Here is a 13,576-nt window from a genome sequence, read left to right on the forward strand (position 1 = left end):
GTCGACAAGATCTCCACCGGCAACAACGACCTGATCTACTACGACGCCAACGGCGACTCGGTGAAGATCGAGCGGTGGCACGAGATCACCTTCCCGAACCGTCCGCCGAAGGTGAAGGCCATCGAAATCCTCTGACGGATTGACGGGCGGTTTTCGCCGACGGGCCGGTTCTCCGGGAAGGCCATTCCCGCCGAAGCGTCCGACTCCGAACCCGCCCTGCCGGGAAAGCACGCGGATTCTCCATCAGCGCGAATCCTCTCCCGCCCGGCTCACCGATGCCGGCCACCCTTTTCCGGGCGTGGCCGGCATCGGCCAGTGCCATGAGCGGGCACCAGCGCCGACGGCCCGGCCTTTCGGGGTGTTCTCCAGCCCGGCAGGTCGGTGGCTAGGTCCGCAGCGGCCGGTGGTCCTTCCCGTCGAACTGGGCGAGTTCGCGCTCGTAGTCGACGGTGATGGAGTCATAGCCAACCGACTTCATGGAAACGGTCAGGTCAGGGGCCACGCCGTTGGTTTTTCCGCGGGTGCTGCTGGTCCCGGCAGGCCACCCCTGCCCCCAGCGCACCATCAGCGTTCCAGCGCTTCTACCGCCTTCGCCTTAGGTCAGTCGTCGGGGCCCTGGGTGTTCCACCAGTTGCTGACGGTCCAGCCCAGAGTGCACCGGACTTCGGAGACGCCGGTCCCACCGGTGATGGGGCCATGGGCCGGATACGTGGCCAGCCTCTTCCGGCAGGTTACGTGGACTTGATGCCAGTGACGGTAGGTGCCCGGCGGGCACACGGACCTCGCACCGACCAGAACGCCGCCAATCACCGGCTCGGCCCGGCATGGCCCGTCGGCCAGCCTCCCGCCCGCATCGGCAGCCGCAGGCGCGGCCATCATCCCGCCCCCCATCAGTGCCAGCGCAGCAGCAGTCAGCGCGACCTTAGAAACACGCATCCTCCCCCGCCTCCTTCATAGTCGGTTCACTACATATAGCGATGTCGCGATTCGGTCAACAAGGGCATAGCTCCACTACCAGGTGCAAAATGCGCGCCTCGGCGCTCGCATCGGCGCAGACACCCCAGCGCGCCTCCGGCTGTCCTGAACGGCCAGTCGGCACGCCACCGGGCACGTACCCGCCCCCGAAGGCGCGGCGTGAGTAGCTGGCCCCGCCCCCTGGCCCGTCCCGCCGATCGGCGGACCCGGCCGTGTGCGCCGTACCGGTCGATGCGGTCGAACACCAACTGCGGGTCCTTCATCGCGCGCACCCGCCAGTCGCGGACCTGGTCGCGGGTCAGACCCTCGAGGACGAGCTCCTGCTCCTGGTCGACGTCATCGACGGCCGGGACGGGCACGGCAACCGGACGCGGCGCGGGCACTACGACCGGTATGACCGGTACGACGGGCGCAGCCTCCACGGCGGGCATCTGCGCGGCCGCGACTTCGGCGCGGGCCTTCGAAACCGCCTGCTGGGCGCGGACCCGCCCCCACTCGGCCTACTGTGCGCCGACGACACCGTCCTGCCCCCGCTGGGCCGGGAACGACGACCCCAGGGCCGAGCGCAGGGGAACGGAGGATCTCCTTCGCGGCTTCATCCATCAGTTCCGGCAAGAGATCGCCAGGACGTAGTCTCAGTTGGTTCTTCGGTGGGAGGACCAGTGCGCATGACGATTGATGTTGAGACTCTTTGGATCTCGCCAGTGATGTCTCTCCCTCCACTTGATGGAGTGTCGAAGGAAGTAGAGGGTGACGAGCATGAGCAGGCGTATGGCTTGCCCTTGAAGGCGACAGGCTGAAGTGGACATGATCGCCTCATGAATCAACGCTCGGTGACCCTGGAAAAGATCACTTTGGAGGATTGGCCGGCCGTTCACTCGTGGGCGTGTCTGGCGGAGGCTTGTCGCTATCAGACGTGGGGGCCGAACACAGAGGATGAGACGCGCGACTTCGTGGAAGGCGCGGTCAGAGCCTGGTCGGACAGCCCCCGACGCCGGTTTTCCTATGTGGCCCGCCTCGGGCGGGATGTGGTGGGCATGGGGGAACTGCGTGTTCGTAGTGACATCCAGCGTCAGGCCGAGGTCTCCTATGTCGTGCATCCGCGAGTCTGGGGCCAGGGCATCGGGACAGAGATTGGGCAGCAGCTTCTTGCCTGTGGCTTCGGTGAGTTGGGGCTCCATCGAATCTACGCAACCTGTGACCCGCGAAATCTCGGCTCAGCCCGGGTGCTGGCCAAGCTCGGCATGACGTATGAGGGACGTCTGCGTCACACGCAGCTGATTCGCGACGGCTGGCGAGACTCCTTGATCTTCAGCCTCCTCGAAGAGGAATGGCGGCCCGCAGCGCAGAGCACCGCTCCGGACGAGTGACCTGCTCTGCCGAACGATCTGGCTGGCCCGCCGACCGGCAGTCGGCGGGCTCTGGGCATCGAGATCGTTTAACTGGCACTGCTCGTGGAGTGAACGCTGTCCTTGAGGACGATTGAGCGGTACCGAGTTTCGCGACGGTCCCGGGACACTTGGCCTCGGCGTGCTGGTTGGGGGCCCGGTGGCCTCTTGGTGGGGCTGCTCACCGTCAGTGCCGAGTGGATCAGTCCCGCTTGGCCTCGCGGGAGACCGGCTGTCCGCTCCTGCGGGAGTTTCGGCGGGTGATGTGCCTGGTCATGAGGGTGATCGAGGCCCAGGTGATGAGCGTTTCCGAGCGCTGGATGAGCCTCGATCGCGCGGCGGTAACCGTCCGGCGGGGTGCGGCGCTCCACCGGCGCGGCGGGCGCGGCCGGCTGCGGGGCCGGGTCGGCAACCGCCGTGGCGGGGCCGTCCTTCATGAGCGCGGGCGCCAGGACGTGGAGGGCGCGGACGTTCGCCTTCGGCACCGTCTCGTTGGCCGCCGCGATCAGCTTCGGCGCGCTCCAGCGCAGCTTGGTGCCGACTGCCGGAGCGTCAGGGACGGCGTCCAAGCGGCCGGTGTCCGCGTCGAACTTCACGGCCTGGACCCACCCGGCAAGCTCATGTACGGCCGTGGCCAGGATGGTGTCGAACTGGGCGAGGACGCTGCCGTCGGCGGCCGGGGCGACCATGCCGCGCTCGGCCATCATCACGACGATCGCCGCGCCGAGCCCGAGAGGATCGCGTCCGCCGCAGCGCACGACCGTGCCGGTGCGCCGCTTCGGCTTTTTTCGTCTGGGTGGCGCCGTTCTTCTTCGCCGCCTCCCGGGCCGCGACCAGGGCCTGGCGCGCGAGGTCCACGCCGCTCAGCTCGGCACTCATGCGATCACCTCCCCGGTGGCGTCGCTGTCCAGCGAGCGCGCGGGGAGCTCGGGCAGGCGGTCCGCCCACGGCGCGGCCGCTGTCGACTCGCCCTGGGCCGCGGCCTGCTCGCGCAGCCGTGGTGACCTGAGGCTGCAGTGCTCCGAAGGGCACTCGATCATGGAGATCTCCCGGCGGCTGCGGGTCACCCCGGACACGGTCCGCACCTGGCGGCGCCGCTTCCTCGACCAGGGTCCGGACGGTCTTCGTGACGACCCGAGGCCCGGCGCCCCACGGAAGATCACCGACGCCGGTGTCGAGCGCGTCATCGTCAAGATGCTCGTCAGGACGCTCAAGGAGACGCCCACGAACGCCACGCGCTGGTCGACCAGGTCCATGGCCGCGGCCACGGGCATGTCGCAGTCCACGGTCTCGCGGATCCGGCGGGGGTTCGCTCTGACCCCGCACCGGTCGTAGACGGTCAAGCTGCCAGGATCTCCACTAGGCGTTTGTATGTGCGCTCCTCCTTCACCAGCCCGCCGTCGGAGATAGGTGTTCTCTCGGGTTCGTCATTCCTGCCGCGTGCTCTCATTGAGGCCCGCCATGCACCGTTCCGCACGCCGTTTCGCAGAGCGTAGGCGCGAGGACCAATGAGCGATATTCCGGTTTCCCCCACGAAGCCCGGTGAGAGCGAGTTGACCCTCCCCTTACGTCAGGCTTGATGCTGTATGCCGACGAAAGGGCAGGTGGATGAGCTACTCCGTGGGACAGGTATCGGCTTTCGCCGGGGTGACGGTGCGTACGCTGCATCACTACGACAAGGCGGGGCTGCTCTCGCCCAGTGAGCGCACCCGGGCTGGTTACCGGCTCTACAGCGAAGCGGACCTGGCCCGCCTCCAGCAGATTCTCTTCTACCGAGAGCTCGGCTTCTCCCTTGATGAGATCGTCGCGATCCTCAGGGATCCACAGGCGAATGCCGTGGAGTATCTGCAGGCCCGACAGCGGCAGTTGAGTGAGGAGATCGCCAGGCTGCAGCAGTTGGCCAAGGTAGCGGAACGGGCTGTCGAGGTCCAGCAGACGGGGGTGTCCCTGAGTCCTCAGGAACGCTTCGAGGTCTTCGGTGAGATCACCTTCGACCTGAGCTACGCCACCCAGGCAGAGCTGAAGTGGGCACACTCGGAGGGACAGCGCGAGTCGATGGCGCGCGCGGCTGCCCACACCAAGGAGGACTGGCGTCAGCTCATGGGCGAGGCCACCGCCTGGCGGGCGGAGCTGCTCGCGAGCTTCGACGAGGGGGAGCCGAGCGACGGCGAGCGGGCCATGGACCTCGCCGAGGAGCACCGTCTGCACATCTCACGCTGGTTCACTTCCTGCCCGCCGGACATGCACCGGCGTATCGCGGACGACTTCGTCGCCGACCCACGAGCCTTCGCCCTGGTCGTACCGCCGTCACAGCAACGCCCGGGCCTGGCCGCCTATACGGCCAAGGCGGTGCACGCCAACGCGGCCCGCCACGCAGGCGGCCGTACCGCATCCCAGGAGGACCGATGAAGATCCTGATCGCCGCGGCCGGATCGCGCGGCGACGTCGCGCCCTACACGGGCCTGGGCGCCGCACTGCGCCGGGCCGGGTACGACGTAGCCCTCGCCACCACGGACACCTTCGCACCCCTCGTACGCGCGGCAGGACTGGAATTTCGCAGTCTCCCCGCCGACACGCGGGTGCCCGGCGGCGTCCCGGACAGGCGTGAACTGATGCGCACGGCGGCTGCGTTCATTTCTGAACTGGGCCAGGGGTTCGCCGACGCGCTGGCCGATGGCGCGGATCTTCTCGTTCTGTCAGCCACCACGGCCCCGCTCGGCTGGCACCTCGCCGAGGCCATGGGCATACCGAGCCTCGGGCTGTACCTCCAGCCCACCGCACCGACCGGCGACTTCCCGCCGGTCGTCACAAGCTCCCGCTCACTGGGCCGCCTCGCCAACCGCGCAACCGGACGCCTCGCTCTGCGCATGGCCGACCGCGTCTACGAGCCGGCGGTCGCAAGGCTGCGACACCGCCTCCAGTTGCCCCCGGCTTCCGCCTCGGCGATGCGCCGACGGCAGGAACAAGCGAGCTGGCCTATCTTGTACGGCTTCAGCCCAGCACTGGTGCCACGCCCCTCCGACTGGCGTCCCGGCCTGGAGGTCGTGGGCAACTGGTGGCCCTATCACGATGCGGCCGAACAGCTGCCCGCGGACGTGGAGGACTTCCTTCGTGCCGGACCGCGACCCGTCCTCATCGGCTTCGGAAGCATGGCGGCGAACGACGGGGAACGGCTGAGCGAGATCGCCGTGCGAGCCCTGCGTCGCGCCGGGCTACGCGGCATCCTTCAGGCCGGCAGTGCCGGGCTCGCGGCCGACGGCGACGACGTGCTCACCATCGGTGACATGCCGCACGCCCTGCTGTTCCCACGGCTCGCCGCGGTGGTCCACCACGCCGGGGCCGGAACCTCGGCCGCCGCCCTGCGCGCCGCAGTGCCCGCGGTCACCGTACCGGTGACCGCGGACCAGCCGTTCTGGGCAGGGCGACTTGCCGCCCTCGGCGCCGCCACCGACCCGATCCCCTTCCGGTCCCTCACCACCGAACGGCTCGCCGACTCACTCAGCCAAGTAGTGAAGCAGCAGACATGCACACGAGCCGCGGCGAGTGCGGCAGAACACCTGGCGACCGAGGACGGAACAGGCCAGGCGCTCAAGGTCATCCAGCAGCTCACCGATGGATGATGCTGCCAAACCGTTCCCCACTCCTGTGCCACTCAACGCTCCGCTGGCCTACACATCAGATCACGACGGCGACGGTACTGGCGACCTTCGCGGCGATGGTGTCCGCGAACGCGAGCGGCGGCAGCCCCTCCCGCCCGGTCGGCGGGTAGACCCGGCGCCACAGCCGCTTCTCGTGGCCGACGTGCTCGATCGCGTCCGGCCGGGACCGGGCCAGGCGCACCGTCTTCTCGTCCGTGTCCGGCAGCAGCAGCCGGTCCCACTCCCCGTACCGGCGCAGCTTGTGCGCAAAATCGTGGTGCCTGATATCGGGACGGCACGTCAGGCGGCCATCTGATCATCTTTTGCGCTGCCCGTAGCCGCCCGACGTGAGAGAAGGTAGGGCTATCCCTACCTCCAGGTTACGAGTGGGCCATGTAGGCGTGCGGCTTCGTTCCGGCGAGGCTGGGAGCATGTACCTGGCGAATGATCCGGTAGCGGCTGCGGTCGAGCTGGAAGATGTGTCGAAGACGTACCCCGGCGGTGGTGGGACGCCCGCGCTACGGGGAGTGAGCGCACGATTGGCGGCAGGAACGTTCTCGGCGGTGATGGGCCCTTCCGGGTCCGGGAAATCCACGCTGCTGAACTGTTCTGCTGGTCTTGAGCGCCCCAGCGCCGGGCGGGTCCGGCTGGCCGGGGAGGACATCGGTGCGCTGCGCGAGCCGGCGTTGACGCGGGCGCGCCGTCGTCGGGCGGGTTTCGTGTTCCAGTCGTTCAACCTGATCCCGGCCTTGTCGGTGTGGCAGAACGTGCTGCTGCCGCAGCAGTTGGCCGGAGTGCGCCCGGACCGGCGCTGGGCGGACGAAGTCCTGGCACGGGTGGGGCTGTCCGGGCGCAAGCGTGATCGGCCTGATCAGCTCTCGGGTGGTCAGCAGCAGCGGGTGGCGGTCGCGCGGGCGCTGGCCGGACGCCCGCAGGTGCTGTTCGCCGACGAGCCGACCGGGGCGTTGGACCTGTCGAGCGGGCGTGAGGTGTTGGCGCTGCTGCGGGAGGCGGTGGACGAGCTGGGCCAGACGGTCGTGATGGTCACGCACGACCCGGCTGCCGCCGCCTGCGCGGACCAGGTCCTCTTCCTCGCCGACGGCCAGGTTCACTCCTGCCTGAGGGATGTTTCGGCCGCGCAGGTCGCCGCCGTGATGACGGAGCTGAGCGCCCGGTGATCCGTCTCGCTCTTGCCACCGTGCGCCACCGCTGGTGGTCCTTCGCCGGGACCTTCGCCGGCACTGCCCTGGCGGTGGCGTTGGTCGCCGCCTGCGGCACGCTGCTGTTCTCCGCGCTGTCCTCCCCGGCCGGATCCAACAGGTACACCGCCGCCGACGCCGTGGTCAGCGCCCAGCGTCAGGTGTCCGTGCGGGACGGGGACAAGACCAAGAGCCGCCCGTTGTCGGGTGCGCCCGCGCTTCCCGGCAGCCTGGCCGGCCGCCTGGCCGCCGTACCCGGAGTGGCGCAGGTGACGAAGGACGCGTCGTTCTACGCCCAGCCGCTCACGGCCGGTGGGAGACCGGTCGGGGGCGGTTCGGGCGCGTCGCCGGTGCTGGGGCATCCCTGGTCGTCTGCGGCTTTGACTCCTTTCCGGCTCGTCGACGGTCATGCGCCCGGTGACGGTGAGGTGGTGCTGGACGCGGGCCTGGCCCGGCGTACCGGTGTGCGGCCCGGCGACCGGGTGCGCATGGCCCTGTCGCTGAACGTGGCCCCGTTCCGTCTCGCCGGCATCGTCGCCGCCCCCGACGGCCCGCAGCTCTCCTCGCAGGGCGCGGTGTTCTTCTCCCCCTCGGATGCCGGGCGGCTGACCCGGCCGGGCGATGCGACCGCGCTCGCCCTGCGCTTCGCTCCGGGTGCCGACAGCAACGAGGTACTGGACAAGGTGCGGCGGGTGGCCGGCTCGGACGTTCGGGTGCTCACCGGCGAAGAGCGGGTACAGGCTGATGCGCCGGCTGTGCTGGTCAGCTACACCGGCGCGGTCGGGGTGTTCGGTTCGATGGCGGGCATCACTGTGTTCGCGGCCCTGTTCGTCATTGCCGGGACCATCGCCTTCACCGCCAGGCAGCGGCTGCGCGAGCTGGCGCTGCTGCGGACAGTGGGCGCGACTCCGCGCCAGGTGCGCCGGCTGATGGGCCTGGAGGCATGGGCGGTGGGCGTGGCCGCCGCCGTGGTGGGGGCTCCGCTCGGATGGTGGCTGGCGAGCTGGATGGGTGACCGGTTCGTGGCCACCGGCGCGGTTCCCGCGTCTCTTGAGGTGCACGGCGGTGTCCTGCCGCTGCTGATCGCGGCCGGTACGGGGGTGGGCGTGGCGCGGCTGGCGGCGTACTTCGCCGGTCGGCGGGTGGCCCGGATCGCTCCGGCAGAGGCGATGCGGGAGTCGGCCGCGGCCCCGGCCGGCGGCGGAATCTGGCGCGTGCTGACCGGGGCGGTGCTGATCGCGGGTGCGGCGGCGGTGCTGGTGTTCACGCCGATGCACGGCGGGATCGGCGTCGGCATGGGCTTCATCGGCTGTGCGCTGCTGATCTGTGCTGCTGCCGCCCTGGGACCGTGGTTGGTGCGGACGGTGGGCGCCGTGCTCGGCAGGGTCCTGCCGGGAGCGACCGGCCGTCTGGCTGCTGCCAACACCCGACGCTTCCCGCTGCGGGCGGCGGGGGCGGCGATGCCGCTGGCGCTGCTGTTCGCTCTCAACGCCACGATGGTGCTGAACTCCACCTTGCTCAGCGACCTCACCGGCCAGGCCGCCCGCGCTCGGGTCGCCCCTGCCCGCGAGACCCTGACCGCTGTCGGCGGTCCCGGCCTGCCGCTGGGCGCCTATGAGGAGGCGGCCAGGACGCCGGGGGTACGGGATGTGGATGCGACCGTGCCGAGCGAGGTCATGGTCCGCAAGGGCGGCAAGCCGCAGCATTACCCTGCCCAGGGCCTGTACCGCACCGGAGACGGTGTGCTGGATCTGAGGGTCACCAGCGGTTCCCTGAACGGGCTCGCCGACGGGGTGGCAGTCAGTACGGACCTCGCCGGAACCCAGCACTGGCGGGTGGGTGACACGGTCGGGTGGTGGCTGCCGGACGGCACGCACCTCTCGCGGCCGGTGGTGGCTGTGTACGCCCGGTCCGCCGGGTTCGGCGACATGCTGCTGCCCGGCCCGCTGACCGCCGCGCACACCGCCCGGTCCCTGCTGTCGGCCGTTCACTTCGGCCAGGGCCCCGGCCCAGCGGCCATGAAGGAGTTGCGCGCGCAGTTCCCGCACCTGTCCGCGACCGGCGGCACGGCGGACAGCCGGCAGGACGCCGAAGGCGCCTCCCAGCAGGCGGCGCTGCGCCTGCTGACTGCTATCTCCATCGTCTTCACTGCCGTCGCCGTCCTCAACACCTTCGCCATGGCCGCCCTCGGCCGCCGCGGCGAGTACGCCGCTCTGCGGCTGCTGGGCGCTACTGCCCGCCAGGTACGGGCGATGGCCGCGCGCGAAGCGGTGCTGACCGTCACCGCCGGCCTTGTCGTCGGTGCGGGGATCGCCGCAGTGGTCGTGGGAACGTTCAGCAGTGCCCAGGACGGCCAGTGGCGCATGATCGTCGACCCTCTCTGGTACACAGGGCTGCTGGCCGGTACCGGCCTTCTCGGTCTGGCCGCCGCAGCCCTGCCCACCCGCCTGGTCCTGCGCACCGCGCCGGCAGGTGGCGGACGGAGCGAGCAGTGAAGCCGACACGCCAGGCGCCGGCCGGAACCCGTGCCGCTGCTGTGAAGACGGGGGTTCGTAGAGTGCGGGACATGGTCCAGCGCACCGTCCGGTCTCTGCAATACCTGCTGCTGGGCCTGGCCGCGGGCATCGGGGCGCTGGTGACCGTCGTGGCCGGGGTCACCGGCTGCGCGGTCCTGGGCGTCACCCACCTGGGCGCCCCCGCCTTCCTGGCTACGACCTCCGTGGTGCGCCGGCTCGCCGGACTCGAACGGCGCCGCGCCGCCCTCATCCTGCCCGTCCGGATTCCCACTCCCTACCCGGCTGCCGAGGCAGCCGTCGTCTCCGGCCGGGCCCGGCAACGGGCTGCGCACCCCGCTACCTGGCGCGATACGGCCTGGCTGACGATCCTCTTCCCGCTGACCGTGTTCTGCGCCGTCCTCGCCGTGGTCGTCCTCGCAGTGGACCTGGCGTCCCTCACCGCACCAGCCTGGGCCTGGGCGCTCCCGCCGGAACACCGCGGCGATCCCGGGTTCATGCCACTTGCCACCCCGGGGAGGCAAGCTGTGACGGCGCTGGCCGCGCTGGCCCTGCTGCCCGCCGCCACGTGGCTCGTATGCGCCCTGGCCACCGGCCAGGCCCGCCTGGCCGCCGAGTTGCTCAAGCCCGGCCGCACCCAGCAACTCACCGAACGCACCGACCACCTGGCCCGCACGCGCAGCCGCGCCATCGATGCACAGGCTGCCGAACTGCGCCGTATCGAACGCGACCTCCACGACGGCGCCCAGGCCCGCATCGTCGCCCTCGGCATGGCCCTGGCCCTGGCGGAGCGACGCCTCAAGACCCTCGGACCTGCCGCCGACCAGGCCCGCGCCGACCTGACGGCAGCCCGCGCCGACGTCAACACCGCCCTGGACGAACTACGCCACCTCGTACGCGGCATCCACCCCCCTATCCTCACCGACCGCGGCCTGGACGGTGCCCTGACCGCCCTCTTCGCCGACCACCCCCTGCCCATCACCTCCGACATCCGCCTGCCCCGCCGCCTGGCACCCGCGCTGGAGGCCGCCGCCTACTTCCTGATCGCCGAAGCCCTCACCAACATCACTAAACATGCCCACGCCACCACCGCCACCGTCACCGTCCACACCCGCCCCGACGGCACCCTCACCGTCATCGTCACCGACGACGGACACGGCGGAGCCGACCCGGACGGCTCCGGCCTGACCGGACTACGCCGCCGCATCGAAGCCCTCGACGGCACCCTCACCCTCACCAGCCCCACCGGCGGCCCCACCACCGTCCAAGCGGAGATCCCATGCGCCTTGTAATCGCCGAAGACCTACTCCTGCTGCGCGAAGGGCTCATCCGCCTGCTCACCGCCACCGGCCACGACGTCCTGGCCGCCGTCGACTCCGGCCCCGACCTGATCGCCGCCGTGGACACCCACCGCCCCGACCTCGCCCTCATCGACGTCCGCCTCCCGCCCGGCTTCCGCGACGAAGGACTCCGCGCCGCAATCGAGGTCCGCGCCCGGCACACCCCCGCCCTGCCGGTGATCATCCTGTCGCAGTACGTCGAGCGCACCTACGCCGCCGAACTGCTGGCCGACGGCCGCGGCGGCGTCGGCTACCTCCTCAAGAACCGCGTCACCGACATCGACGCCTTCCTCGACGCCCTCGAACGCGTCGCCGCCGGCGGTACCGCCCTCGACCCCGAAGTCATCGCCCAGATCTTCGCCCGCAACAGCAAGGACACCGGCCTCGCCCGCCTGACCCCCCGCGAACACGAAGTCCTCGCCCTCATGGCCCAGGGCCTGTCCAACTCCGCCATCGCCGAACGCCTCGTCCTGGCCCCCGTCTCCGTCGAGAAACACATCTCCAACCTCCTCGCCAAACTCGACCTCCCGCTCACCAGCGACACCCACCGGCGAGTACAGGCCGTCCTCACCTACCTCAACGCCTGACCCGCCCGGCCCAATCGCTGCTGCTCCCGTGAACGAAGGCATCGCCTCGACCTGCCTCCGTTCCCGCCATCTCACCCAGCTACGCGGCGCAACTTCGCGACCGCGAAGGAGGACCAGCTTGAGGTGCCCGTGGAAGAGGAGAGTCCGACGGCCGGCACACGTGCCCCCGCTGCGGACACCACACTGCCTGCCCCGCACACGCCGACCGGGTCCTCTGCTGGAGCTGCGGCCTCAGCTCGTCGTCTAATGTTCGGCCGCTTCGGCACCCGAGGCCATCGATGTCTGCAGGACGCCCAGCCACCGTTGGCAGACTTCGTGTGTGACCGGCTCGAACAGCTCGGGGGTCGAGATCTCGACGAGGAACTGAGTCAGCAGGTCCTGGTGCTCTTCGTCGACGTCCACGCAGTTCTCGAAATGCACAGCCTGCGCCCAGTCGACGAGCTGGCTGGGGCCGACCAGTCCAGCAGTGACCTTCTCCGCAGCAGCCAGGGCATGGCCACGACGGAAGGTGACGATCGATGTCGGTTCACCGCGCCGGGCATTTCTGATGAGGTCAGAGAGCTCACCGTTCCAGTGCACAAGGTCTTCAAGGGGCCGGCTTCCGTTCGTGTGCATGTTCCCCATCCTGCTTGATGCATGGGGACCGAGCAGGCTCGGTCTCCCGTCAGGCCGGAGCCCGTGTGACATGACACGTCGGGACTTTGTGCCGACTGTCGGTTGACCGGTCAACCGGTTGACGGCAGGGTGGCGCACCGCCCCTTGAGCCCGTCACCCGTTTGTGAGAGCCGCGGGGCGCAGGCAAACGCGGTGGTCCCGCATCCCTGCGCCCCGCTAATCGTTTGGTCTTACATGACCAAGACCGCGCGCGCTCTGAGCATCCTCTGCCTCACCGGCACCCTTCTCGCCTCAGCCGCAACGGCCCACGCCGCTCCCACCCCGCCCGACCCCGAACCACCAACGCGAGTGAGCAAGCTCGTTGACAGGTTCGCTACTGAAGAGAACACGCAAAAGGGCAAGCTCCTCCTTAAGGAGGCGCCCGGAATTCTCAGTAAGGGGGCGAAGTTCGGCTTGGGGACTGCGGCCCTCGGAGTTCTCCTCGGTCCCGTGGGGATCGCGGCCGGATCACTGGGCGGATCCGCCCTCGGCCTTGCGACCGGCTCGTACAAGGGCATCAAGGAGGTCCGGGGAGAAGCTGAAGACTTGCTCCGTGCGCAGGATTCCGACGCCGACCGCACCTCACCTGAGTAGGTCCGGTTCAGCCCCCGCGCCGTCGTCGTTATCGTCGAGGCTGTCGGCGCCGGGGTCGCCCCGGGGCCGCAGGCGCCGAGGCGGCTGGAAGGCCTACGCCACGGCGTGACCTCGTCGATCTGGCACTCCAGCTCAAACCCGTGAGTCGTTCAGCAACCCAGATCCGCCGAATGGAAGCATGGGGACCATGCCGTCAAACCCACGTGTGTACTTCGACCTGTCAGCCGACGGCGCCCGAGTCGGCCGGGTCGTCATGGAGCTGCGCGAAGATGTCGTACCTAAGACCGCCCGCAACTTCCTGGAGCTGACGACCGGACGGAACGGATTCGGGTACAAGGGCTCTACCTTCCACCGCGTCATCCCTAACTTCATGCTCCAGGGTGGGGACTTCACCCACCACAACGGTACCGGCGGCAAGAGCATCTACGGGGAGAAGTTCCAGGACGAGAACTTCATCCTTAAGCACACCAAGCCAGGCATCTTGAGCATGGCCAATGCGGGCCCGGGCACAAACGGCTCGCAGTTCTTCATCTGCACTGCGGTGACCCCATGGCTCGATGGCAAGCACGTGGTGTTCGGCGAGGTCGTCGAGGGCTACGACATCATCAAGAAGATCGAAAGTTACGGGTCTGATTCGGGCAAGACCTCGAAGAAGATCGTCATCGACGGCTGCGGGGCACTCTAAGAA

The 13,576-nt window shown here is 69.5% G+C and carries 15 protein-coding genes; 11 read left to right on the top strand and 4 right to left on the bottom strand.

Annotated elements, in window-relative coordinates; all coding sequences use genetic code 11:
- Window positions 1-135 (top strand): beta/gamma crystallin domain-containing protein (locus ABZ951_RS15125; RefSeq protein WP_361280017.1); only part of this gene is annotated, 135 nt, incomplete at its 5' end.
- A 1,658-nt stretch (window positions 136-1,793) separates the two neighbouring features.
- Window positions 1,794-2,345, top strand: a complete 552-nt coding sequence (locus ABZ951_RS15130) for a GNAT family N-acetyltransferase (RefSeq protein WP_344088155.1) — start codon at window positions 1,794-1,796, stop codon at window positions 2,343-2,345.
- Between the two features lie 68 nt (window positions 2,346-2,413).
- Here ABZ951_RS15130 and ABZ951_RS15135 read toward each other — a convergent pair whose 3' ends face one another.
- A complete protein-coding gene (locus tag ABZ951_RS15135) occupies window positions 2,414-3,121 on the bottom strand; it encodes a hypothetical protein (RefSeq protein WP_344088158.1) in 708 nt (235 codons plus the stop codon).
- Window positions 3,122-3,238: 117 nt separating this feature from the next.
- Window positions 3,239-3,403, bottom strand: coding sequence for a hypothetical protein (locus tag ABZ951_RS15140; RefSeq protein WP_344088162.1), 165 nt, complete (start codon window positions 3,401-3,403; stop codon window positions 3,239-3,241).
- Between ABZ951_RS15140 and ABZ951_RS15145 the strand changes: the two genes are divergently transcribed.
- The 3 genes from ABZ951_RS15145 (at window position 3,402) to ABZ951_RS15155 (ending at window position 5,983) form a co-directional block, all read left to right on the top strand.
- A complete protein-coding gene (locus tag ABZ951_RS15145; protein WP_344088165.1) occupies window positions 3,402-3,698 on the top strand; it encodes a helix-turn-helix domain-containing protein in 297 nt (98 codons plus the stop codon). The genes ABZ951_RS15140 and ABZ951_RS15145 overlap by 2 nt on opposite strands.
- 273 nt (window positions 3,699-3,971) lie before the next feature.
- Window positions 3,972-4,772: a MerR family transcriptional regulator gene (locus ABZ951_RS15150; RefSeq protein ID WP_344088168.1), complete on the top strand. Its 801-nt coding sequence runs from the start codon at window positions 3,972-3,974 to the stop codon at window positions 4,770-4,772.
- A complete protein-coding gene (locus ABZ951_RS15155) occupies window positions 4,769-5,983 on the top strand; it encodes a glycosyltransferase (protein ID WP_344088171.1) in 1,215 nt (404 codons plus the stop codon). Before ABZ951_RS15150 ends, ABZ951_RS15155 begins: the two co-directional genes overlap by 4 nt.
- A 55-nt stretch (window positions 5,984-6,038) precedes the next feature.
- On the opposite strand, the gene ABZ951_RS15160 is transcribed toward ABZ951_RS15155, so the two are convergent.
- Complete coding sequence (locus ABZ951_RS15160) at window positions 6,039-6,203, bottom strand: hypothetical protein (RefSeq protein ID WP_344088174.1); 165 nt, start codon at window positions 6,201-6,203, stop codon at window positions 6,039-6,041.
- A 229-nt stretch (window positions 6,204-6,432) separates the two neighbouring features.
- On the opposite strand from ABZ951_RS15160, the gene ABZ951_RS15165 reads away from it, so the two are divergent.
- From ABZ951_RS15165 to ABZ951_RS15180, 4 genes are all read left to right on the top strand, one after another.
- The gene (locus ABZ951_RS15165) at window positions 6,433-7,179 is read left to right on the top strand and encodes an ABC transporter ATP-binding protein (RefSeq protein WP_344088177.1); all 747 of its coding nucleotides are present in this window, start codon (window positions 6,433-6,435) and stop codon (window positions 7,177-7,179) included.
- Window positions 7,176-9,695, top strand: coding sequence for an ABC transporter permease (locus ABZ951_RS15170; protein ID WP_344088180.1), 2,520 nt, complete (start codon window positions 7,176-7,178; stop codon window positions 9,693-9,695). The genes ABZ951_RS15165 and ABZ951_RS15170 overlap by 4 nt, the downstream gene beginning before the upstream one ends.
- Window positions 9,696-9,766: 71 nt before the next feature.
- The gene (locus ABZ951_RS15175) at window positions 9,767-11,005 is read left to right on the top strand and encodes a sensor domain-containing protein (protein ID WP_344088183.1); all 1,239 of its coding nucleotides are present in this window, start codon (window positions 9,767-9,769) and stop codon (window positions 11,003-11,005) included.
- Window positions 10,993-11,640 carry a response regulator transcription factor gene (locus ABZ951_RS15180; RefSeq protein ID WP_344088185.1) on the top strand — a complete coding sequence of 216 codons (648 nt, stop codon included), beginning with the start codon at window positions 10,993-10,995 and terminating at the stop codon, window positions 11,638-11,640. Before ABZ951_RS15175 ends, ABZ951_RS15180 begins: the two co-directional genes overlap by 13 nt.
- 243 nt (window positions 11,641-11,883) lie before the next feature.
- On the opposite strand, the gene ABZ951_RS15185 is transcribed toward ABZ951_RS15180, so the two are convergent.
- Window positions 11,884-12,255, bottom strand: a complete 372-nt coding sequence (locus ABZ951_RS15185) for a hypothetical protein (RefSeq protein ID WP_344088187.1) — start codon at window positions 12,253-12,255, stop codon at window positions 11,884-11,886.
- 234 nt (window positions 12,256-12,489) lie between these two features.
- Between ABZ951_RS15185 and ABZ951_RS15190 the strand changes: the two genes are divergently transcribed.
- Complete coding sequence (locus tag ABZ951_RS15190) at window positions 12,490-12,888, top strand: hypothetical protein (protein ID WP_344088189.1); 399 nt, start codon at window positions 12,490-12,492, stop codon at window positions 12,886-12,888.
- 187 nt (window positions 12,889-13,075) lie between these two features.
- Window positions 13,076-13,573 (top strand): peptidylprolyl isomerase, encoded by a 498-nt coding sequence (locus ABZ951_RS15195; protein ID WP_344088357.1) that lies wholly within the window; start codon window positions 13,076-13,078, stop codon window positions 13,571-13,573.
- The last annotated feature ends 3 nt before the right edge of the window (window positions 13,574-13,576 follow it).

The organism is Streptomyces sp. NPDC046215 (assembly GCF_040646215.1).
In the GTDB taxonomy this organism is placed as follows: domain Bacteria; phylum Actinomycetota; class Actinomycetes; order Streptomycetales; family Streptomycetaceae; genus Streptomyces; species Streptomyces stramineus.